Source organism: Bacillus thuringiensis, from assembly GCF_001595725.1.
Taxonomy (GTDB): domain Bacteria; phylum Bacillota; class Bacilli; order Bacillales; family Bacillaceae_G; genus Bacillus_A; species Bacillus_A thuringiensis_K.
Genome location: NZ_CP014282.1, coordinates 3,250,262 through 3,271,642, shown reverse-complemented (window position 1 = coordinate 3,271,642; position 21,381 = coordinate 3,250,262). Strand labels below are relative to the sequence as shown.

Genomic DNA, 21,381 nt, shown 5'->3' with positions numbered 1-21,381 from the left:
TTTCCTTTCTAAACATGTAGTTATATTTCTATATAACTATGAAATACAACAAATTGCAAAAAATCCCTGCTGAAAATTGAAAAGCCCTGCTAAAATAACAAGGCTTACTTACTTATAGTGTAATTCCGAATTTTGAATGTAAAAGGTTTGTATATTGCATGTCTGTAACGGTTTCTTTCGTTTTTTTACCATTTTTCGCTACTGTAAGGCTATCCTTCGTTAAAGAGGCATGCCCATCTTCAGTTAGTTTTACAATGAGAGGTACTTTATTAAAGGGTGATCCTTCATGTTCAACGATAATTTTTTGTGCTGTATTTGCTTTTTCTTCATCCACTTCTTCTATATAAAATGCATAGCCTAACGTCCAATCATCAGCAGAAGATTGATCCAAGAACTCATTGTTTTTCCGCATCTCTAAAATGTAGTTTCCCTTTTCGGTCATTTCTTTACGAATACGATAATCTCCTGTAACAGAGTGAATGACTTCACCTGAGAAAGGGACAGGGGCAAGAGGTAAGTATGATCCAAATCCTACTTCAATTAAATAAAGTTCATTATGATGTGTTAAAACGGTTGCGATATGGCCAGAATCAACAGCCCATATGGAGTTTGCAGCGTTATAAACTGTTCCTGAAACGAGATGAACATCGAATCCTGAATCTTTCAGGAAGTAATACATAGTAGGATTGAGTTCATAACAAAGACCGCCACGGTTATTTACTAAAATTTTCTCCTTCAAATTTTCTTTTGATATTTCTGTAAAATTCTTTTCGAGAATATTTAAGTTTTCAAAAGGAACAGTTTGTGCCATTGCGTACATAATGTTAGATAAATCTTCAAATAAAACTGTGTCTTTTTCTTCTATATGTAATCTTGAAAAAAATGTTTTTGAAAGTCGGTCATAGAAATCCCTCCATTATGCTTATATAGGTAAATTGTAAACAATCTTAGATGGGATGTGAAATTAAAACTACGCTGAATATTTGAAGGGAAATTTAAAATAATGTGGGAGAGTGAGAGATTGATACTTTACTAACAGATGGGTGTAATATTATAATAATTCTGACAAACTATGCAAACGCTTTCTTGGAAAGGGATGGTGTACAGATGTTTAAAAGAATAACAATAGTCGGATTGTCGATTGTTATGTTTTTACCTAGTATATATGGAGGGAGTAGAGCATATGCAGATACAGTTAACAATGGAACGCTAATGCAGTATTTTGAGTGGTACGCTCCGAATGATGGGAATCATTGGAATCGTTTGCGTACTGATGCTGAAAATTTAGCGCAAAAAGGAATTACATCTGTTTGGATACCACCTGCATATAAAGGAACTACGCAAAATGACGTAGGATATGGAGCATATGATTTATATGATCTGGGGGAATTCAATCAAAAGGGCACAGTGCGGACGAAATATGGGACGAAAGCACAATTGAAATCTGCAATTGACGCTTTACATAAGAAAAACATCGATGTATACGGTGATGTAGTTATGAATCATAAAGGTGGGGCTGATTATACAGAAACTGTCACAGCAGTTGAGGTAGACCCGAGCAATCGGAATATTGAAGTATCAGGTGATTATGAAATTAGTGCGTGGACGGGATTTAACTTTCCAGGGCGTGGAGATTCTTATTCTAATTTCAAATGGAAATGGTATCATTTTGACGGAACGGATTGGGATGAAGGAAGGAAATTAAGCCGAATTTATAAATTTAGGGGCATAGGTAAAGCATGGGACTGGGAAGTGTCTAGCGAGAATGGGAATTATGATTATTTGATGTATGCGGATCTTGATTTTGATCATCCAGATGTTGCGAATGAAATGAAAAAATGGGGAACGTGGTATGCGAATGAATTAAATTTAGATGGTTTTCGTTTAGATGCTGTTAAACATATTGATCATGAATATTTGCGCGATTGGGTAAATCACGTTAGACAGCAAACAGGGAAAGAAATGTTTACAGTAGCTGAATATTGGCAAAATGATATCCAGACTTTAAATAATTATTTAGCGAAGGTTAATTATAATCAATCTGTGTTCGATGCACCACTTCATTATAATTTTCATTATGCTTCAACAGGAAATGGAAATTATGATATGAGAAATATTTTAAAAGGAACAGTAGTTGCGAATCATCCTACACTTGCGGTTACTCTAGTTGAAAATCATGATTCACAGCCTGGTCAGTCATTGGAATCTGTAGTGAGCCCTTGGTTCAAGCCGCTGGCATATGCATTTATTTTAACGCGTGCAGAGGGGTATCCTTCTGTTTTCTATGGTGATTACTATGGTACAAAAGGAAATAGTAACTATGAAATTCCAGCGTTAAAGGACAAAATTGATCCGATTTTGACGGCACGAAAAAACTTTGCATATGGTACGCAGCGTGATTATTTTGACCATCCAGATGTGATTGGCTGGACAAGAGAAGGTGATAGTGTACATGCTAATTCTGGTTTAGCAACATTAATCTCTGATGGACCAGGAGGGGCAAAGTGGATGGATGTTGGAAAGAATAACGCAGGGGAAGTATGGTACGATATTACGGGTAATCAAACAAATACTGTAACAATTAATAAGGATGGGTGGGGGCAGTTCCAAGTAAGTGGAGGATCAGTTTCCATATATGTTCAACAGTAATTTTGTGATGAAAAAGAAGAGGTAGACTGAAATATAAGTTTTCCTCTTCTTTTTATATTGTTATCATTCTTAAATTTTTATTTTCATAAACGAATTAGTCGACTTTTAAAACAACGAGAGATGCGTTGGAATAAATAATATCACCTGTGGCTTCTCTTATTCGTACTCGAAGAACATCCCCTTGATTTAAAGATAGTAAATCAGTTCTGGCAGATGTTGATCTTACCCCAGAACCACCACTAACTCGCGTTTCAATTGCGAATTGGATGGAATCGTTTATTGTAAGATTTAATATACTAGACGATATAGCTTGTATTACAAATACAATTGAAAAGGATACAGAGTACACGCCAGTGGTATCAATTGTAATAGAATTATTTAATGGATTTAGAGTAGTTCCATTAGCAGGTCCTGGGATTGTAAAATTAACATTTGTATTAACTACTGCTGAAAAACCGATTCCTACTTCAGAAGTTATTGTTCCAAATACGGGAAGAATCCCTAAACCAGTAACCCCAGTGGGACCAGTTATTCCAATTCCGGTAGGGCCAGTAACCCCAGTGGGGCCAGTTATTCCAATTCCGGTAGGACCAGTAACCCCGGTGGGACCAGTTATTCCGATTCCGGTAGGACCAGTAACCCCAGTGGGACCAGTTATTCCAATTCCGGTAAAACCTGTCGCACCGGTAGGGCCTGTGATTCCAGTAGGTCCAGTAGGGAAAGTAAATGGTGGAATTGATGGTAGTGTGGGACCGATTAAATTTGGTTCCAGAGCAGGTCCATGTAAAATATTATATTCTTCATTCATATAGTAACCTCCTATCATTGCTTGTCATAATTATTAAATGTATTAGGGGAAGGAAATGACATTCGCAATAGCGGAGGCGCTTCTTATAATTTCTCCTCAGCGAATATAGGTCTAATTTAAGAAATATTGAAGTGTAGAGTTGCGTACTACTGAAGTATGGCACCTTTACTTCTCACGTAACATATAGTATGATGATTTCAATAAATTAGATTTCAATGACTATAATATAACTTAATGAGAGGTGCTTTTTGTGAGTGCGGTAGGTATTAAATAGGAAAAATTTAATGAAATAAATCGGATAAGACCAGGGGATTTTTATGTACATCATACCCCTAATTTTGTCATGCATTTATTTCAAAACCTATGAAGATACCTACAATACTTTATAAAGCGTGTAATAAGGGACTGCCATCTATTTTTTATGGCTTATTTCCTCATATGTTATTACACATGCCTTGTAAATGTAAAAGCTGCGGTATCCCCGCAGCTTTTTTGTATATGTTTTTATTGTATAATTATGGAGTTTTATATATGGCTCATTGGAATCTAATGAGTAGGTATCTTCATTTATGATAAAAATCAATCATAGTGAGGAGAAACAAAATGAATACGATGACTTTTGAAAAGTTACAATATAACGAATTAAAGGATATAGTGAAATCTTATTGTGTAAGTGGATTAGGTAAGGAATTATTAAACAAATTAGAGCCTAGTACGAGTATAAAAGTAGTGAGAAATCGCTTGAATGAAACGACAGAAGCACGAGCTATATTAGATGCAGAAGGGCATGTTCCTTTCTTCGGCATTTCTAATATTGCTAGTACAATTCAAAAATTAGAAAAAGGGATGATTTTAGATCCAGAAGAATTAGTCAGTGTTTCAGACTTTTTACGCGGATGTAGAAAGATTAAAAAGTTTATGTTAGATAAAGAATTTTTTGCGCCAGTATTAGCTTCTTATGCAAATTCGATGACTGAATTTAAAAGTATTGAAGAGGAAATTAATTTTTCAATAAAAGGAAATAGTATTGATTCTGCTGCTAGTAAAGAGTTAAAACGAATTCGAAATAATATCGATTCTGTAGATGGGAAAATAAAAGAACGTTTAACGAAGTTTTTAAATAGTAGTTCAAATAAGAAATTCATTCAGGAATTCTTTATTAGTAAAAAGGATGACCGTTATACGATTCCAATTAAATCTTCCTATAAAAACCAAGTTGCCGGAAGTATTATTGAAGCCTCGGCAAAAGGTTCTACTGTATTTATAGAACCACATACGGTTACGAAATTGAATGCAGAACTAGCAGGTTTGAAAGCAGAAGAAGCGGTTGAAGAATATCAAATTTTAGCGACTTTATCAGGAATGGTGTTAGAAAACATTTATAGTATAAAGATTAACATGGAATTGATTAGCCAATATGATATGGTATTTGCGAAAGCGAAGTTTAGTAAATCAATCGATGGAATAGAGCCGAAATTAAATGATCATGGCTACATGCATTTAGTAAATTGTAAGCATCCGCTTTTAAGTGGAAAAGTAGTACCGTTAAACTTTGAAATCGGTCAAAATTACCGTAGTTTAATTATTACAGGACCAAATGCAGGCGGGAAAACAATCGTGTTAAAAACAATTGGATTGTTAACATTAGCGACAATGTCAGGCTTGCACATTGCCGGAGATAAAGAAACAGAAATTGCTATTTTCGAAAATGTATTTGTAGATATTGGTGATAATCAAAGTATCGAAAATGCATTAAGTACATTTTCATCTCATATGAAAAATCTATCTGAGATTATGAGGATGTCAAATAATAATACGTTACTATTATTTGATGAAATAGGAAGCGGGACAGAACCGAATGAAGGGGCAGCACTTGCAATTTCTATTTTAGAGGAGTTTTATCTTGCAGGATGTATTACAGTTGCGAGTACGCATTACGGTGAAATTAAACGCTTCTCAGAAATGCATGATGATTTTATGAACGCAGCGATGCAGTTTAATAGTGAAACGTTAGAGCCCCTTTATAAATTAGTTATCGGAAAATCAGGAGAAAGTAATGCACTTTGGATTGCGAATAAAATGAGCGTAAAAGAACATGTGCTGAAAAGAGCGAAAGAGTACATGGGAAATAAAGAGTACGCTTTAGAAAAAGTGAATGAAAGTAAAATTAGAAAACCGAAATTTGTACAAGAAAAAAGAGAATTTCATTATGAGTATAAAATCGGCGATCGTGTGAATTTATTAGATTATGATGATTTTGGTATTATCTATAAGGAAAAAGATAATTTTTATAACGTTGTTGTATATTATAACGGTGAATTTGTTGAAGTGAATATAAAACGTATTACGTTAGAGGTAGCAGCAAAGGAATTATACCCAGAGGGATATGATTTAAATACACTATTTGTCGATTATAAAGAAAGAAAAATGCAACACGATATTGAGCGCGGATCGAAAAAAGCGCTTCGTAAAATCCAAAAAGAAATAAGAAAGAATAGAGGATAATATAGAATGGTAACGATTAGACAAGAGCAAAAAAACGATTATAGAAAAACAGAAGAAGTGGTACAACAAGCATTTTTACATGAAGAATTTAGTGATAAAACAGAACATGCACTTGTAAAACGTATTAGAGAATGTGACGCGTTTGTTCCGGAGTTATCAATTGTTGCGGTAGATGAAGATATAGTTGGTCACATTATGTTATCGAAAATTACAATAGAACAAGGTGGAACTTCTGTAGAATCGTTAGCACTTGCACCAGTTTCAGTTGTTAGGGACCATCAGAAGAAAGGAATTGGTGGAAAACTGATTACGGTTGCTTTAGAAAAAGCGAAAGAACTTGGATACGGATCAGTTGTAGTGTTAGGACATCCAGGGTACTATCCGAAATTTGGCTTTAAGAAAGCAAGTGAGTGGAATATAAAAGCACCATTTGAAGTGCCAGATGAAGTGTTTATGGTGATTGAGCTAAGCGAGAACGCTCTGCAAGGTGTAGAAGGAGTTGTGCAATATTCGAGTGCTTTTGCTGAGTAAGAGTATCGGTTGAAAATATAATCATAAAAGATGCTATCTTTTTGTAGGGATATACAGAAAGATAGCTTTTTTTATTAAGTAAATCTACTTACGTATATTTTGCTCAATGAATAATTAAGGTGGTAAAATTGATATAGAAATGTAAAGGGAGAGAATTGAATGAAGAATCGAGAAACAGATAGCAATGAGAATGTAGTTACGTTATATGTTACAAGGCACGGTAAAACAATATTAAATACGAACCATCGCGCGCAAGGTTGGGCAGACTCTCCGTTAGTAGAAAAAGGTGTGGAAGTTGCCTCTAATTTAGGAACGGGATTAAAAGATGTTCATTTTGCGAATGCATATAGTAGTGATAGCGGCCGAGCGATTGAAACTGCTAATTTAGTATTAAAATATAGTGAGCAAACAAAGTTAAAACTTAAGAAAAGAAAAAATTTACGAGAATTAAATTTTGGTATTTTTGAAGGTGAAAAACTTGAAAACATGTGGGATGCGGTTGGAAAAGCAGCGGGCGTTGCATCACCAGAAGAACTTATGAAGTTTTCTATTCAAGAAGTGATTAATCTTATTAGAGCAGCGGACTCTACAAAACAGGCGGAAGATTGGGAATTATTTTCTACTCGTATAAAAGCAGAGATTGATAAAATTAGTGAAGAATCTGCTGCAAATGGTGGCGGTAACGTTTTAGTTGTCGTTCATGGGCTTTTGATTACTACCTTAATAGAAATGTTAGACAGTAGCAAAACAAAACTTGGAGTAGAAAATGCTAGTGTGACGAAGATTGTATATAAAGACGGAACATACACTGTCGAGTCGGTTGGAGATATGAGCTATGTTGCAAAAGGGAAAGAAAGTGTGGAAATATAAAAATAAGGAAAGGAAGGTAGAGAAATCTAGCTTCCTTTCCTTATTTTTTAATATATCATTTATTAATTCAAATCGGAATATTCCGTTAGAAATGAACTATGAAAATTATTGTAATGGTATAATTAGAGAGTAGGAACAACAAATTAGTTTGCAGTGTATTGGAGGGACATTAGCCTTACATTGCATCTCGGAATCTAAAGTAAGTATACGAGAAATAAAACAAAGTAAGGAATGTGTGAAGATGGATGGTACACGGTATGTGATTTATGTTCAATTCTAAGAAGAAAAGAATATTAACAATTATATGGAGAAGTGATTATGTTGATTAAATTCGTTCATTTGTTATTTGGAAAACCGTGTGAAAAAGGTGATTCGTTCCAAACTAAGTTTCCACGTTTTATTTATTGGAGTGCAATTGTATTTTATTTTTTTGGAATGCTATTATTTGGGATTCTTTCTTTTATTGATACTGTATTTATTGGATCGTTGATATCAGGAGGTTTGTTCTTTCCTTTAATATTTAGATTCGTTTATTATATAAACTTAAAAATGAGGGGCCTAGAAAGAGAAGCGTAGAGAAAAAATATAAATAACAGGGTTATTGAAAAGAAGCGAGATTGAACATAAATAACGTTAAAAAAGGAAGCAAAGAAATACATTCTAGCTTCCTTTTTTTATTGGAATAATTATGGGATTAATAAAATCTTCCCTGTGCTTTTTCTGTTCTCTAATAATTCATGAGCACGGGCACCATCTTGTAAAGAGAAGGTAGTAGGACTTGCGATCTTTAATTTTTCGGTCGTAATCCATTTGAATAATTGAGAGGAGCGTTCTTTTCTCTCTTCATAAGATGTAAGCACGTTCCAAAGGTCTCCGCCAGTTAATGTTTTTGAAGTATCCATAAGCATACGTGGATCAACGGGCGCAGGATTACCACCGGCCATTCCGTAAAATACGACAGTGCCACCAGTTTTAGTAGCGTTAAAACTTTCCTCTAGCGTAGAACCTACTGATTCATATACAACATTTACTCCATCACCGTTTGTTATTTCAAGTACTTTCACAGGCCATGCTACCTTATATAAAAATACGTGATCAGCACCAGCTAATGTAGCTATTTGTGCTTTTTCTTTTGATGACGTGAGGCCGATTACTTTTCCGCCTAGTAGTTTAATTATTTGGATAAGAAGTTGCCCAACACCTCCAGCAGCAGCGTGTACTAAAGCTATATCACCTTGTTTTATTTGATAGCTATCTTTCGTTAAATAATGTGCTGTTAATCCTTGTAATAAGACAGAAGCGGCTGTTTTAAAAGAGATAGAATCTGGAAGCTTAATTGCTTTCTTCGATGGAACGGCAACTAGTTCTGCATTTGCAAATGGAACGTCAGCAAATGCAATACGATCTCCAGGATTAATATTCGTAACGTCAGCTCCTACTTTTTCAACAATGCCAGCCCCTTCATAACCTAATATAAAAGGCGGGGTACCAGTGAGATGATAATCGCCGCGGCGTCTATAAATATCAGCAAAGTTTAATCCAATTGCTTTCGTACGGATAAGAATTTCATTTGGGTTTATAATTGGGTCATGTATTTCTTTATATTGTAGTACATCTGGATTTCCAAACTGTTCGAAACAAAGTGCTTTCATATGGAATACCTCCATTTATATTGTTTGTCGATGCTCTTTATCATACAATACAAATATCGATAGGCAAAGAGGGTTATTTCGATGAAATCAATCGGAAATTACGATTGAAAAGAGGGATGATAAATGGAGATAAAACAATTAATTACATTTAAAATAGCCGCGGACACTTTGAACTTTACACAAACTGCGAAGAAATTAAACTTTGCTCAATCGAGCGTAACAGCGCAAATTAAAACGTTAGAAGCTGAGCTAGGTACGCCGTTATTTGAAAGATTAGGAAAACGCCTTTTCTTAACTGAAGCAGGTAGGAAGTTTCAACTATATGCCGACAAGATGATTGCACTCAGTAACGAAGCGAAAATGGCTGTGAAAGATGATGAGGAAATAGCAGGGACGTTAATAATCGGTGCGCAAGAAAGCCAATGTACATATAGACTTCCTTCTATATTAAAGAGGTTTAAAGCACAATTTCCTCAAATCAAGCTTATATTTAAACCAGCGCATTCCAATAAAGATGCGAAGGAACAATTGATGGAGGGAAAAGTCGATCTTGTATTTATTTTGGACGAATGTAAAACAGAAGATACTTTACATGTGGAGCCGCTTATGAAAGAAGAATTAAAAATAGTAGCTGCTTCAGGGCATCATTTACTCGAGAAAGCTTCCATTTCTACAAAAAATTTAGAAAGTGAGACGTTGTTGCTAACAGAGCTAGGATGCTCGTACCGGACTTTATTTGAAGAGCTATTTCGTACAGAAGGTGTGTATCCAGCAAATAAAATTGAGTTCGTTAGTGTCGAAGCAATTAAACAATGTGTTATTGCAGATTTAGGAATAGCTGTGTTACCAGCAATAGTAGTAGAAAAAGATATACGAGAGGGGACGATAAAAGAGTTACATTTAGAAAATGAAATCTCACCGATTTATACACAAATTGCTTGGCATAAAGATAAATGGATGACAGCGCCACTGCAGCAATTTATTGATGTGACTAGGGAGTTTTTTACAACAGATTAAGTGGAGAAATATTTATTTTATATAAAAGAAAAAATGGCAATTTTGTATAAAGAACCGATGCTTGCATGTAACAAGTATCGGTTCTTTTATGTTTTAAATAAAGAATGCTAAAACATGTGTATTTCTCAACTTTTTTTCTTAGACGGATACGTAAATTTCTTCGTATATTCCAATAATCATAAGGAAATTTACAACGTTTAGTCGTTTCTGTAAGATGCCTCTAGGAAGCATGAAAGGAGGGGCGTACATAGGGGATAGATTGTCTTTATTATACGTACTTATTTTGAGGGAGGAAATTGAAAATGTTTAAAAAGTTAATGAAAGTATGTGTATTAAGTGTAGCGAGTGTAGGGCTATTATTTAGTTTCCAAGGAAGTACATTTGCTGCTACTGATTTAAGTAGTTACTATGACGGGAAAAATCCAGCAACAACGAAAGTATACGGAGGTAGTACAACGTGTGATGCAGATGGATTTAATGCAAAGTCTACAGCTGTGTACGAAGGGAGTAAAAAAGTAGGGACAGTGTATTTACGTTACAGCAATAAATGTCATGCAGCTTGGGCTAAGTTTGTTTTAGATCAACCAGCACCAGCTGTGTCTGGAGGAGTGTATGCGTACGCTGTTGTGAATAAATACAAAAATGGTGTATTCCAAAAATCAGTCACTTCCAATCAGGGGAACGGGACAATAAAAACAGGTCAAACGAGCACGTATACAGGAATGGTATTTGATTTAACTGCTGATTTCGGATACACAGCAGATGCTGAAGCGGTTACTTTTAATAACGGTTATGGAAAAACTGGACGCTATTAAGAAGGAGTGGAATGCTTTGAAACTTTTAAAAAAGCTAAGTGCATGTTTTTGTCTGTCCTTGCTCGTTTTAACTAGTATGTTTAGTACGACTGGTAATGATAAAGCGTATGCAGAAGACCATTCATATGATGGGAAAAGTCCTTATTATAATAGCTGTGATCAATCCGCAGTAACGAAAGAAAAGAAGTGGATTGATTCAAATTCTTATGTAGAATTAAAATTTAGCACAACGTGTAAGACAGCATGGGCAAAAGTTACTGTAACTCGTGCAGCAGTATATAATAACGAAGCTGATGCAAGGATTGTTAGAAAAACAGATGGAAAGGCATACACTTGCGGGAGTGCTGGAGGAAATGGTGTTGTGAATAAAGGGCAAACATCATGCTATACGCCAATGGTATATGATTTAGATCCAAGAAAGGCACAAGCGCAGGGGAAACATGCCATTCCGAATAGTGATGCATATAATTATGCTGAGACTATTTGGTATTGATGGGGATATGGAGATTGTAAGATAGAATATTTTAAGAGCATGTTTTGATTGGATTTCAAAACATGCTCGTTTTTGTTTGAATGCGAATGATCCAAGCCAGTACCGATAGCAATCGGCTACATGAATATGAGTCTTTATAATGCTACCGCTTCCGAAATTAGGAACTGTGCTATGTAATTTTTCTACTGGGATTTCTTCCAAAAATGAAAATAGAGTTTCTCTTGTAGAGCTAATAAGATTATATTGCTGTTTTAAAATATGTAACATGCAAGTACACTCCTCTTTTATTTACATAGTAAGTAATTCTATATTTACGAGGAGTGAACCTTTTTATTATTTTTAATAAGCATATTAGATGTATTTCTTATTTGTTTCTGATAGATTAAACAAGGTGAAACTTTAATAAATTGAACATTCTTAGTTCATAATAAATGGTACATGAAGAAGGAGAACGATCAAATGAATAGACTAGTTGGCTTAAAACAATTTGAAATAACGCGTGGAGAATTGCTTAAATTTATGGAGACGTTAGACGATAAAACTGTAGATACACAGCCAGAGGGTTTTAACAATACAATTCGCTGGCATATCGGTCATGTATTAACGGCAGCAGAAGTTTTCATGTTTGGAAAAGAATTTAAACAATTACCAACTGAATATCCAGGTATGTTTGGGTATGGATCAAGACCGTCTAAATGGAAAACAGAAGGACCATCATTAGACGTGTTAATGGCTCAATTAAAAGAACAAGCAAAACGTATTAACGAAATTCCAGCAGAAGCATTTGAAAATAAACTGCCAGAGCCGTTCTTAGGACTAGAAACAGTTGGTGAGCTTTACGGTATGATGCTTTATCATGAAGCTGATCATATTGGGCAAATGAAGGCGATGGAACGTATTATTAAAGTTCTTTAGTTCTTAATTGCATATAACAAGCAATACAGGTGTAATGTTAAATAATATATACAAAAAAGGTAGATAAATTATTATCTACCTTTTTTGTATAACTTCTTGAAGGATTAGAGAATTTTATAATTTTTTATGTTGTGATTATTAATTATAGTATTCCTAAATATGGAATATACGTATAATAATAGAGAAGAACTAGAAATAGGGGTGAATACTATGATTACATTAGAACAAAAGTTGGAGCAATATAAACATACATATGTACAGTTAAAGGGAGAACTAAAATGGAAAACGAGTGATTCTCGAACAGGAATGATGATTGCTGCTATGTATGCAGGTAGTGATAAATTGTTTGATCTCGGACGTTTTTTAGAAATTAGTAGTTATATTAAGAATGAGGTAGGGATGTTTTCATACTTAAAGTCTTATCATCGTTTTGTAGTGGCCGCAACATTAGATATTCACTTTACAGATTACAAGGAAGCTTTTCGCACGTTTTTAGATTTATATGAACAATTGGTCACTGGTGGCTTTAGCCGGAGTATATTTACTTATCTCGCAGCAGCTGTGCTTTTAACAGAAGAAAATGAACAGCATGACGCGCACATTCAGCGTTCGATGCAAGTATATAAACGCATGAAAAAGGATCACCTCTTTCTTACAAGTACAAATGATTATCCGCTCGCGGTTTTATTAGCAGGACAATCAGAGAATGTAGAAACACTTATGGACCGAGTGGAACGTCTTTATCAGAAACTAGCGACAGCTGGTTTACGTAAAGGGAATGATCTTCAATTTTTGAGTCATATTCTTTCATTAAAGAAGGATGTCAGGGAAGAACTATTAGTTGCAAAATGCACAAATATATGGAATTTGTTAAAGCAAGAAAAGGTAAAAGTAAAACAGATGCATTACCCAGCTATCGGGCTACTAGCGTTACTCGAGGACGGAGAAAAAGAGATTCATTCTATTCGAGCATTTATTGAAAAATTGCAGGGGGATAAATTGTTCCGTTGGCATACAGATACAAATATTCTTATTGCTATTCAACTGTTCGTAAGTCAGAAAGGTGAGGAAAGTAAAGCTACTAACACAGGTTTACAAACAATGATAGAAGTCCTCATACAAGCACAACAGGCAGCCATGATGGCAACGATTGCCGCTTCATCTGTAGCAACATCTTCTGCTAGTAGCAGTTCATAATGTGTAATTGCTTATACTCTTGTAAATTATAACTCCCTTGATAAGGACGGTTTAAAAAATATTACTAAAAACAATTAGCTCATCACTCTCTAATGAGTGATGGGAACTGTTTTTACATAATCAGCATTATCTTTTTGATTCCTTCAAATGTTTGAGCTGCGTGACAATCATAATGCTAATAACAACGAGTAAAAACCATGAACTAATTTTGCTTAAGTGAACGAGACTCCATGCTTCCCGTTGATTTGGATATTGCCATGCTCCGAAAAATGTTGCGATGTTCTCTGCAATCCAAATGAAAAATCCGATAAGGAAAAAGGAGAGAACGAGTGGCATTTTATATGTAACGCCTTGTAATGAAAATTGTACAAATGTGCGAGAGAAAACGATGAATAGAAGTAAAGTTAAGAACCATCTAAAATCGTATAGAAAATGATGCGTGAAAAAATTGAAGTAAATCATTGCTCCTAATGGCACGATAAAAATAGCTTTCGGCCAATAATGCATTTGTAAATGCAACCTCCTCCACGCTTGGCATATGTAACTGGCGACACTTGCATACATAAAACCACTGTAAAGCGGAACTCCAAAAATCTTTGAATACGCCTCTTCAGGATAAATCCACGAACCGAAATGTACCTTATATATTTCTAGTAGAAGGCCAATGAGGTGGAAGACAGTAATTACTTTTAGCTCGTCTTTTGTTTCAAGTCCAGTTTTGTACATAATCCACTGCATAAGAAGACATACGATGAGTATAAAATCATAGCGGTATAACCCTGGGATAGAAATGATTTTTGATAGGGCTAGTGTTAAGAAAATAACGACTGGGAATAAACAAGATAATGCTTGCTCGTAAGTGAAATGTAATAGTTGTTTTATATAGAACATTGTGTCTCCTTTATTTTTGTTAGAAAACTCAAAATAATGACTAAGTATACTACAATTTAAAAAATAAACCAGTAGTCTATTTTGCATGTATTTGTAAGTTTTAGAGGGGAATTGTAATAAGTATTTTAATATATAACAAAGTAAAAAATAGTTTGCTATTTAAAAAAAGTGGGGATATAATATCTAAATGAAAATGATAATTATTATCAATATTAATTATAAATAAAAAATAATTATAAAAAACAACTGAATATAAAGGATGAAATGAAACATGTTACATAAGTCTACTATACGTGCTGGCAATAACCGCTGGATACATATTAAGTTCATATGTTTTATGAGCTTAACAATTATATGTTTAATTGGATCTATATTTTTGGCCGTCGCATTTGGTGCAAAGGATATTCATTTGCAAACGGTGTGGACAGTGGTTTTTGATTACAATCCGAAATTAACGCAGCATCAAATCATTTACGAATTAAGGCTCCCAAGGGTAATTGGCGCAGCAGTTGTAGGGGCAGCTTTTGCGGTCGCTGGAGCGGTTATGCAAGGAGTAACACGAAATCCTTTAGCTGATGCAGGTGTACTTGGCATAAATGCAGGAGCGATGTTTGTAGTAGCACTTAGTTTTGCTTTTTTTCCGCATATGCCGTATTCCTATTTAATGATTGTTTCCTTTATTGGAGCAGTCTTAAGTACAGTACTTATTTTTGTTATTGGATCAGCAACATCAGGTGGGTTAACACCAATGAGGTTAACGATTGCTGGAGCTGTTATGGCAGCGCTTTTACATTCATTAAGTTCAGGTGTTGCGATTTATTATGATTTAAGCCAAGATTTAGCGTTTTGGTATGCTGGTGGTGTTGCAGGGGTTAAGTGGGAACACTTGAAATTTTTAGTCCCTATTATTCTTATAACGATTATTTTTGCAATAGTGTTAGGGAGATCTATTTCACTCATATCAATGGGGGATGATGTTGCTACAAATTTAGGAGTGAAAACGAACCGAACGAGAATACTAGGGATGATTATAGTAGTTATTCTAGCAGGTGTTTCTGTTTCAGCTGTTGGTTCTATTGGATTTGTAGGACTAGTTATCCCCCACATTGCTAGAAAATTAGTTGGTGTGAATTATAGACTCATTATTCCTATGTCAGCGTTATTAGGAGCTATGTTATTAGTTTTAGCTGATTTAGGGGCAAGAACAGTAAACCCTCCTAAAGAACTTGCGATAGGAATTATGGTAGCTCTTGTTGGAGTTCCGTTCTTCCTCTATATAGCACGTAAAGTTGGGAGGGAGCTATAAGTGAAGGGTCTTATTAACACAGATAAAAAAAGAGCCATTACTGTAACTACAATTTTTGGTTGTATTAGTATCGCTGTCATTTTACTTAGCTTAAATACAGGGACACTTAGCATTGCACCGCTCAAAGTAATTCAAACGCTTTTCGGTTATGGTGATTTTGAAAGTGCAACCGTGCTATACGATTATCGTATGCCAAGAATTATAATCACAATGTTAGCCGGTATTGGCCTTGGGATTTCCGGTGCGATTTTGCAAGGATTATCCCGTAATGCACTTGCAGACCCTGGTATTCTTGGACTGCATTCAGGTGCATCTTTCGGGCTAATTATATTCGTTACATTCTTTCATTCTATTAATGAAAGTGCATCTATTTTAATACCGTTATTTACATTTGGCGGAGGAGTATTAGCTGCATTTCTTATTATTTTACTTGCGAGTGATCGGTCAAATGGTTTACTTCCCATTAGACTTATTCTCGTTGGTATTGCAGTTTCAGCTGGTTTTAGTGCAATTTCGTTATTTTTCTCTCTCAAGTTAAATGATGAGACGTATACATTCGCTTCTAGATGGCTAGTTGGTAACGTGTGGGGAAGGGATTGGATTCATGTCCTTGCATTATTACCTTGGATTTTCATACTAACCCCTTATGCGTGGCTAAAATCTAAAACGTTAAATGCATTGTCACTAGGTGATAGTGTAGCGGCGGGACTTGGTGTTTCTGTTCAAAAAGAACGGTTATTACTTTTAGCTACAGCGGTTGGATTATCTTGCGCAAGTGTATCGATGGCAGGAGGGATTGGTTTTATCGGTTTAGTTGCTCCGCATATCGCAAGGAAGTTAGTAGGTACTACATATCAACACTTTCTTCCTTTAGCTAGCATTATCGGAATGATTATTTTAGTGCTAGCAGATACGATAGGTCGTTCTATATTTGAGCCAAACTCTATTCCAGCTGGTGTAGTAGTGGCGGCATTAGGAGCACCGTATTTTCTTTATTTACTTACAAAAACAAAATAAATACTTCAAAGAGGAGAACATATGAAAAAGAAACTTACTATTTTATTTAGCATGATGTGTATTTTAGTATTATCAGCATGTGGTCAAACTAAAGCTAATGAAGAGGCAACGAAAAAAACGGAAAAAAGTAATGATCCAAAAATCGCCTCTATGTCCATTCATTTAACAAATAATTTACTTGCATTAGGAATTACACCAGTAGGTTCTGTTATTGGCGGAGATTTAAAAGATTTCTTACCACACGCAAAAGAGCAGTTGAAAGATACGAAGAAACTTGGTGTTGTAACAGATCCGAATATGGAAGCGTTACTTCAATTGAAGCCAACTGACATTTATGTGGATGAAAAATACGCGGGCAAAGATTTAGCGAAATACGAAAAAATTGCAAAAACACATTCTTTCAACTTAGATGAAGGCACGTGGAGAGATCAGTTAAAACAAGTTGGTAAACTTGTAAACCGTGAGAAAGAAGCGGATAAATATATTCAAGATTACGAAGAGCAATCAAAACGAGTAAAAAGTTTAATAGATAAAGAATTAGGTAATAACGAAAAAGTAATGGCAATTCGCGTTACTGCAAAAGAATTACGAGTATTTAGTACGAAAAGACCGATGGGACCAATTTTATTCCAAGACTTAGGATTACAACCTGCAAATGGTGTAGAGAAAATTGATGGAAACCGTCCTTTCGAAGTCATTTCACAAGAAGTATTACCTGACTTTGATGCAGATGCTATTTTCGTTGTCGTTAACAGAGATGATAAAGCGAAAGCTGCATTTAAACAACTTCAAGAAACACCAATTTGGAAAGACTTAAAAGCTGTTAAAGGTAAGCACGTATACATTATTAATGACCAACCATGGCTTGACTATTCTGCTTTAGGTAACAAAATGGCAATGGATGAAGCGGAGAAAATGTTTACGAAATAATATAGATTCGATGTTAGGAAGATCCTCTGAATTTTGAGGGTCTTTTTTATTGTTAGAATAAATAAAAAATTATACAATAAATTTAATTTAATGCAGAGGAGATGTGCCGATGTCAGCACTTATTGTAAGTATCCCGTTTATAAAGCAGTTTATGGAAATAGGGGATAAATAGGCTAGAATAATTATCCCCATTATTTAATAAAGGGGAGTTTGAAATGACAATGAATCTTTTTCAAAATAAAATGGTTAAATTATCAGTTATGAGAGAAGCAGATGCTGAAGTAATGGCTATGTGGCAAGAAGATAGTGAGTATTTAAGGAATGTAGATACAGATGTAGCATTCCCGCAATCGATACAAGAAATAGCAAGTGATGGGCTATTAAAGGGACGGAGATCGAATAGTGTTTCTTTTATGTTAAGGACAGTTCAAGATGATTGCTTAATTGGTTTTGTTGCAATTCATGGCATAGAGTGGAATAACAGAACGGGTTTATTAGCCATTGGTATAGGAGATGCAAATGATAGAGGAAAGGGATATGGAAGAGAAGCAATCCATCTTATCTTAAAATATGCTTTCTATGAATTGAATTTACACCGCGTCGGTCTGGATGTGATTTCTTATAATAAAGCAGCCATTGCGTTGTATAAAAAGATAGGTTTTCAGATGGAAGGGTGTATGAGAGAAGCGGTTCAAAGAGATGGGAAGTGTTTTGATCGTATCATTATGGGGATATTGCGGGATGAATGGATAGGGTTGCAAGATTAGCGAATACATTCAATATTATATATGTAGTATGCAGGAGATATAATGATAATTGGCGAAAATTTACAGTGAACTGATTGAATTTATAAGGAGTTATGTAAAATGAATTTAGAAAAAGTAAAACCAGTAAATGAAGAGGTCGCTGAATTAAAGGAACTAATTAAAGAGTTACACGGAAGTGTACATCAACTGCAAAGCGAAGTGCAGCAACTAAGGCACGAAAGACCAGTTGTTGAAGTGAGAAAAGGTGTTCAATTATCACCAACAATTGTCGGACAAATTGGTGGTATGATTTTAGGTGGGTTAGCAATTATCGGTATATTTTGGTGATGAAAAAAGGTTTGCAGCACGATGCTGCAAACCTTTTGTATTTGACGATATAATTTCATGCAATACAACTTTTACATTAAATAACGTAAATATATATAACCATGTGATAACAAGAGTGCAACAATAGTTAATGGTAAACCAATTTTTAAGAAGTCCATATAAGAGAAAGCATGTCCTTCACGTTTTGCAATACCAGCAACGACTACGTTTGCAGATGCTCCGATTAGCGTTCCATTTCCTCCTAAGCAAGCTCCAAGAGATAACGCCCACCATAGTACTTCGATTTGCGGAGAATCGACAGATAGTCCGAGTCCTGTAGCTAAGTCTTGAATAAGAGGAATCATCGTAGCGACAAATGGGATGTTGTCGATTGTCGCAGATGCGATGCCAGATACCCATAAAATAAGTATAGCTGCGAATCCGATGTCACCGTTTGTTACGCCGATTACTTCTTTTGCAAGTGAAGAGATAAGTCCGATATCAATTAACCCGCCAACGAGAACAAATAGTCCGGCGAAGAAGAAAATGGTTACCCATTCAACGTGGGCAAATACATCTTCAATATCATGTTCTTTCACGCCGATTAACATAAGAAGTGTAGCGCCTGTCATCGCGATAACAGCAGCGTCTACATGAATAATCGAATGAAGTACGAAGCCTAAAATAGTTAGTCCTAAAATCGAAATAGATTTTAAAAGGAGGCTTTGATCTTTAATGTAATCTTTTTCGTTTAATGCCATTAGTTTTTCGATTTGTTCAGGTGTTGTTTTTAGTTTGTTACGATACATGAAGTAAATAATGCCAAGTGTCACGATAGAAATAATAATTACGATTGGAGCTAAGTTAAGTAAAAAGGCGTTAAAGTCTAAATGCTTGTTTGCTGATCCAATCATAATATTAGGTGGATCACCGATTAATGTTGCTGTTCCGCCTATATTTGAAAACAGCACTTCTGAAATCAAATAAGGCACAGGATTTACTTTTAAAATACGTGTAATGGATAATGTAACAGGAACGATTAATAAAACAGTCGTTACATTGTCCAAAAATGCTGATCCGACAGCAGTTAATAGGGATAGTAATAATAAAATGCGAATCGGTTTTCCGCCAGCTGCTTTTGCCGCTTTAATGGCCACAAATTCAAAGACGCCTGATTGACTCGTAATATGTACGAGAATCATCATCCCAATTAAAAGGGTAATCGTTTCCCATTGAATATGTGATGTGAAAGCAGTATGTAAATCTACAACTCCAAAAATAATCATAATAGCAGCACCGAATAGTGCGATTACAGCACGATTCAATTTCTCAGAAATAATAAATCCGTACGTGATTAAAAATACGGCAATTGCAAAATAATATTGCCAATTTGCTACTTCATGTGCTGATTGTTCCAACCATGTCACCTTCTTTAAATTATGTATTCAATTGTCGAAATGTATCTCGCTGCAATAATGCGGGATAAAATATATTGTAGCAAATTCAAAAAAGAAAGAAAACTATTTAACAAAGTGAAGGAAAAAATGTATTTTTTACATATCATATAAAAAATATAAAAAACACAGTGCAAATTATTAGGAAAAGTGAGCGTTGTCCTCTAATATAGAGATAGCAATTTACATTATTTTTGCGTAAAATGGTTTAAAGAGGTGAATTCCGATGGAAATAGTAAAAGATAGTTCTCTTATTCAAAATGAAATTGAACGTTTTGTAAATAAAGATGTATATATTCATTTAGAAACGACAAACGGAGCGTATGCATCACACATAAATGAAAAGATGATGACAGTTGGTGCTTTCATTCGAAATGCAATTATCCGTTTTGAACGCGGGAAGATAACTGGAACAAATCCATACCGAGTTGGTCTAAAAATGGATCACGGTTGGGTATATGCTGAAGGTATTACGCACTGGGAAGTAGATGGTCAAGAGCGTTTATTACTAGCTGGACATGATAATTTAGGTCGTCTAGCAGTTGCACTTGAGTTAAGCTTAACACCATTTAAGTAAGAAGGAGGGAAACTTATGGAGAGACATGTACTTGTTGTATTTCCGCATCCAGATGATGAAGCATATGCTGCGGGAGGAACAATTCGCTTATTAACAGATCAAGGAGTACCTGTAACATATGCATGTGGTACTCTAGGACAAATGGGACGTAACATGGGTAAGAACGTATTCGCTAACCGTGAAACGATTCCAAATATCCGTGAGAAAGAATTGAAAGATGCTTGTGAAGCGATGGGCATTAAAGATTTAAGAATGCTTGGCTTCCATGATAAAACGTTAGAATTTGAAGATGTTGATTTCGTTGCTGACAAAATTGAACCAATCATTCAAGAAGTAAATCCATCTCGAATTATTACATTTTATCCAGAGCACGGTGTACATCCAGATCATAATGCATTTGGCCGCGCTGTCGTTCGCGCTGTATCACGTATGCCAAAAGAAGAGCGCCCAGTTATCCATGCTGTTGCGATTACGAAAAATCGTGAAGCAGTATTAGGAGAACCGGATGTTGTAAATAACATTAGTGAAGTATTTGATCATAAATTAACTGCATTAGGTGCGCACCGTTCACAAACAGAAGCAATGCTGGAAGATACGCATGCAAAAATAAAAAACAAAGATGCAGCAACATTAAAATGGCTGCAACTTGAACAGTTTTGGACTTATAAATGGGAGTAGGCT

21 protein-coding genes and 2 pseudogenes are annotated in these 21,381 nt (G+C 35.2%); 17 read left to right on the top strand and 6 right to left on the bottom strand.

The window, feature by feature from the left end; translation table 11 throughout:
* Window positions 1–112: 112 nt before the first annotated feature.
* A pseudogene (locus AXW78_RS16435) lies at window positions 113–903 on the bottom strand (arylamine N-acetyltransferase family protein).
* 204 nt (window positions 904–1,107) lie between these two features.
* Between AXW78_RS16435 and amyS the strand changes: the two are divergent.
* Complete coding sequence (amyS, locus tag AXW78_RS16430) at window positions 1,108–2,649, top strand: alpha-amylase (protein WP_061884442.1); 1,542 nt, start codon at window positions 1,108–1,110, stop codon at window positions 2,647–2,649.
* Between the two features lie 94 nt (window positions 2,650–2,743).
* Here amyS and AXW78_RS16425 read toward each other — a convergent pair whose 3' ends face one another.
* On the bottom strand, window positions 2,744–3,457 hold the full coding sequence (locus AXW78_RS16425) for an exosporium leader peptide-containing protein (RefSeq protein ID WP_061884441.1): 714 nt from the start codon (window positions 3,455–3,457) through the stop codon (window positions 2,744–2,746).
* A gap of 603 nt (window positions 3,458–4,060) precedes the next feature.
* Here AXW78_RS16425 and AXW78_RS16420 point away from each other — a divergent pair.
* The 4 genes from AXW78_RS16420 to AXW78_RS34915 all read left to right on the top strand — a co-directional run bounded on the left by AXW78_RS16420 (window position 4,061) and on the right by AXW78_RS34915 (window position 7,939).
* The gene (locus AXW78_RS16420) at window positions 4,061–5,962 is read left to right on the top strand and encodes an endonuclease MutS2 (protein WP_061884440.1); all 1,902 of its coding nucleotides are present in this window, start codon (window positions 4,061–4,063) and stop codon (window positions 5,960–5,962) included.
* 6 nt (window positions 5,963–5,968) lie between these two features.
* On the top strand, window positions 5,969–6,493 hold the full coding sequence (locus AXW78_RS16415) for a GNAT family N-acetyltransferase (RefSeq protein ID WP_000256483.1): 525 nt from the start codon (window positions 5,969–5,971) through the stop codon (window positions 6,491–6,493).
* 159 nt (window positions 6,494–6,652) lie between these two features.
* Window positions 6,653–7,363 (top strand): histidine phosphatase family protein, encoded by a 711-nt coding sequence (locus tag AXW78_RS16410; RefSeq protein WP_000797114.1) that lies wholly within the window; start codon window positions 6,653–6,655, stop codon window positions 7,361–7,363.
* Window positions 7,364–7,681: 318 nt separating this feature from the next.
* The gene (locus AXW78_RS34915; protein ID WP_000905654.1) at window positions 7,682–7,939 is read left to right on the top strand and encodes a hypothetical protein; all 258 of its coding nucleotides are present in this window, start codon (window positions 7,682–7,684) and stop codon (window positions 7,937–7,939) included.
* 110 nt (window positions 7,940–8,049) lie between these two features.
* Here the strand turns inward: AXW78_RS34915 and AXW78_RS16400 are convergent, their stop codons facing one another.
* Window positions 8,050–9,015 (bottom strand): quinone oxidoreductase family protein, encoded by a 966-nt coding sequence (locus AXW78_RS16400; protein WP_061884439.1) that lies wholly within the window; start codon window positions 9,013–9,015, stop codon window positions 8,050–8,052.
* A 123-nt stretch (window positions 9,016–9,138) separates the two neighbouring features.
* On the opposite strand from AXW78_RS16400, the gene AXW78_RS16395 reads away from it, so the two are divergent.
* The 3 genes from AXW78_RS16395 to AXW78_RS16385 all read left to right on the top strand — a co-directional run bounded on the left by AXW78_RS16395 (window position 9,139) and on the right by AXW78_RS16385 (window position 11,340).
* On the top strand, window positions 9,139–10,032 hold the full coding sequence (locus AXW78_RS16395; protein WP_000403850.1) for a LysR family transcriptional regulator: 894 nt from the start codon (window positions 9,139–9,141) through the stop codon (window positions 10,030–10,032).
* Between the two features lie 302 nt (window positions 10,033–10,334).
* On the top strand, window positions 10,335–10,847 hold the full coding sequence (locus tag AXW78_RS16390; RefSeq protein WP_000473746.1) for a YjfA family protein: 513 nt from the start codon (window positions 10,335–10,337) through the stop codon (window positions 10,845–10,847).
* Between the two features lie 16 nt (window positions 10,848–10,863).
* Window positions 10,864–11,340 (top strand): DUF2690 domain-containing protein, encoded by a 477-nt coding sequence (locus tag AXW78_RS16385; RefSeq protein ID WP_000771041.1) that lies wholly within the window; start codon window positions 10,864–10,866, stop codon window positions 11,338–11,340.
* Window positions 11,341–11,385: 45 nt separating this feature from the next.
* Here AXW78_RS16385 and AXW78_RS35745 read toward each other — a convergent pair.
* Window positions 11,386–11,607: pseudogene (locus AXW78_RS35745) on the bottom strand (DinB family protein); the annotation flags it as partial.
* Window positions 11,608–11,778: 171 nt separating this feature from the next.
* Here AXW78_RS35745 and AXW78_RS16375 point away from each other — a divergent pair.
* Together AXW78_RS16375 and AXW78_RS16370 are read left to right on the top strand one after the other, a co-directional pair.
* Entirely contained in the window at window positions 11,779–12,255 is a 477-nt protein-coding gene (locus AXW78_RS16375; RefSeq protein WP_003302183.1) for a DinB family protein, read from the top strand.
* 159 nt (window positions 12,256–12,414) lie between these two features.
* On the top strand, window positions 12,415–13,452 hold the full coding sequence (locus AXW78_RS16370; protein ID WP_116777536.1) for a DUF4003 domain-containing protein: 1,038 nt from the start codon (window positions 12,415–12,417) through the stop codon (window positions 13,450–13,452).
* Window positions 13,453–13,578: 126 nt separating this feature from the next.
* Here AXW78_RS16370 and AXW78_RS16365 read toward each other — a convergent pair whose 3' ends face one another.
* The gene (locus AXW78_RS16365; RefSeq protein ID WP_000499381.1) at window positions 13,579–14,343 is read right to left on the bottom strand and encodes a DUF817 domain-containing protein; all 765 of its coding nucleotides are present in this window, start codon (window positions 14,341–14,343) and stop codon (window positions 13,579–13,581) included.
* 271 nt (window positions 14,344–14,614) lie between these two features.
* Here AXW78_RS16365 and AXW78_RS16360 point away from each other — a divergent pair, with 271 nt between their 5' ends.
* From AXW78_RS16360 to AXW78_RS16340, 5 genes are all read left to right on the top strand, one after another.
* Window positions 14,615–15,649 (top strand): FecCD family ABC transporter permease, encoded by a 1,035-nt coding sequence (locus AXW78_RS16360; RefSeq protein WP_061884437.1) that lies wholly within the window; start codon window positions 14,615–14,617, stop codon window positions 15,647–15,649.
* Window positions 15,650–16,666, top strand: a complete 1,017-nt coding sequence (locus AXW78_RS16355) for a FecCD family ABC transporter permease (RefSeq protein ID WP_000677271.1) — start codon at window positions 15,650–15,652, stop codon at window positions 16,664–16,666.
* Between the two features lie 21 nt (window positions 16,667–16,687).
* Window positions 16,688–17,596: an iron-hydroxamate ABC transporter substrate-binding protein gene (locus tag AXW78_RS16350; protein ID WP_000728233.1), complete on the top strand. Its 909-nt coding sequence runs from the start codon at window positions 16,688–16,690 to the stop codon at window positions 17,594–17,596.
* 215 nt (window positions 17,597–17,811) lie between these two features.
* Window positions 17,812–18,363 carry a GNAT family N-acetyltransferase gene (locus AXW78_RS16345; protein ID WP_061884436.1) on the top strand — a complete coding sequence of 184 codons (552 nt, stop codon included), beginning with the start codon at window positions 17,812–17,814 and terminating at the stop codon, window positions 18,361–18,363.
* 99 nt (window positions 18,364–18,462) lie between these two features.
* On the top strand, window positions 18,463–18,690 hold the full coding sequence (locus AXW78_RS16340; RefSeq protein ID WP_001047528.1) for a coiled-coil domain-containing protein: 228 nt from the start codon (window positions 18,463–18,465) through the stop codon (window positions 18,688–18,690).
* A gap of 71 nt (window positions 18,691–18,761) precedes the next feature.
* On the opposite strand, the gene AXW78_RS16335 is transcribed toward AXW78_RS16340, so the two are convergent.
* Complete coding sequence (locus tag AXW78_RS16335) at window positions 18,762–20,087, bottom strand: ArsB/NhaD family transporter (RefSeq protein WP_000437989.1); 1,326 nt, start codon at window positions 20,085–20,087, stop codon at window positions 18,762–18,764.
* A gap of 262 nt (window positions 20,088–20,349) precedes the next feature.
* Here AXW78_RS16335 and AXW78_RS16330 point away from each other — a divergent pair, with 262 nt between their 5' ends.
* Both AXW78_RS16330 and bshB2 read left to right on the top strand, forming a co-directional pair.
* Window positions 20,350–20,700 (top strand): YojF family protein, encoded by a 351-nt coding sequence (locus AXW78_RS16330; RefSeq protein ID WP_000407046.1) that lies wholly within the window; start codon window positions 20,350–20,352, stop codon window positions 20,698–20,700.
* Window positions 20,701–20,715: 15 nt separating this feature from the next.
* The gene (bshB2, locus tag AXW78_RS16325; RefSeq protein ID WP_061884435.1) at window positions 20,716–21,378 is read left to right on the top strand and encodes a bacillithiol biosynthesis deacetylase BshB2; all 663 of its coding nucleotides are present in this window, start codon (window positions 20,716–20,718) and stop codon (window positions 21,376–21,378) included.
* The last annotated feature ends 3 nt before the right edge of the window (window positions 21,379–21,381 follow it).

What these genes read in the sequence shown, in the direction of transcription:
- AXW78_RS16395 (WP_000403850.1), top strand. Translation starts at nt 9,139, where the DNA reads ATGGAGATAAAACAATTAATTACATTTAAAATAGCCGCGGACACTTTG.
- AXW78_RS16370 (WP_116777536.1), top strand. Translation starts at nt 12,415, where the DNA reads ATGGAATATACGTATAATAATAGAGAAGAACTAGAAATAGGGGTGAAT.
- bshB2 (WP_061884435.1), top strand. Translation starts at nt 20,716, where the DNA reads ATGGAGAGACATGTACTTGTTGTATTTCCGCATCCAGATGATGAAGCA.
- AXW78_RS16415 (WP_000256483.1), top strand. Translation starts at nt 5,969, where the DNA reads ATGGTAACGATTAGACAAGAGCAAAAAAACGATTATAGAAAAACAGAA.
- AXW78_RS16410 (WP_000797114.1), top strand. Translation starts at nt 6,653, where the DNA reads ATGAAGAATCGAGAAACAGATAGCAATGAGAATGTAGTTACGTTATAT.
- AXW78_RS16400 (WP_061884439.1), bottom strand. Translation starts at nt 9,015, where the DNA reads ATGAAAGCACTTTGTTTCGAACAGTTTGGAAATCCAGATGTACTACAA.
- AXW78_RS16340 (WP_001047528.1), top strand. Translation starts at nt 18,463, where the DNA reads ATGAATTTAGAAAAAGTAAAACCAGTAAATGAAGAGGTCGCTGAATTA.
- AXW78_RS16360 (WP_061884437.1), top strand. Translation starts at nt 14,615, where the DNA reads ATGTTACATAAGTCTACTATACGTGCTGGCAATAACCGCTGGATACAT.
- AXW78_RS16345 (WP_061884436.1), top strand. Translation starts at nt 17,812, where the DNA reads ATGACAATGAATCTTTTTCAAAATAAAATGGTTAAATTATCAGTTATG.
- AXW78_RS16375 (WP_003302183.1), top strand. Translation starts at nt 11,779, where the DNA reads ATGAAGAAGGAGAACGATCAAATGAATAGACTAGTTGGCTTAAAACAA.
- AXW78_RS16350 (WP_000728233.1), top strand. Translation starts at nt 16,688, where the DNA reads ATGAAAAAGAAACTTACTATTTTATTTAGCATGATGTGTATTTTAGTA.
- AXW78_RS16420 (WP_061884440.1), top strand. Translation starts at nt 4,061, where the DNA reads ATGAATACGATGACTTTTGAAAAGTTACAATATAACGAATTAAAGGAT.
- AXW78_RS16390 (WP_000473746.1), top strand. Translation starts at nt 10,335, where the DNA reads ATGTTTAAAAAGTTAATGAAAGTATGTGTATTAAGTGTAGCGAGTGTA.
- amyS (WP_061884442.1), top strand. Translation starts at nt 1,108, where the DNA reads ATGTTTAAAAGAATAACAATAGTCGGATTGTCGATTGTTATGTTTTTA.
- AXW78_RS34915 (WP_000905654.1), top strand. Translation starts at nt 7,682, where the DNA reads ATGTTGATTAAATTCGTTCATTTGTTATTTGGAAAACCGTGTGAAAAA.
- AXW78_RS16330 (WP_000407046.1), top strand. Translation starts at nt 20,350, where the DNA reads ATGGAAATAGTAAAAGATAGTTCTCTTATTCAAAATGAAATTGAACGT.
- AXW78_RS16365 (WP_000499381.1), bottom strand. Translation starts at nt 14,343, where the DNA reads ATGTTCTATATAAAACAACTATTACATTTCACTTACGAGCAAGCATTA.
- AXW78_RS16425 (WP_061884441.1), bottom strand. Translation starts at nt 3,457, where the DNA reads ATGAATGAAGAATATAATATTTTACATGGACCTGCTCTGGAACCAAAT.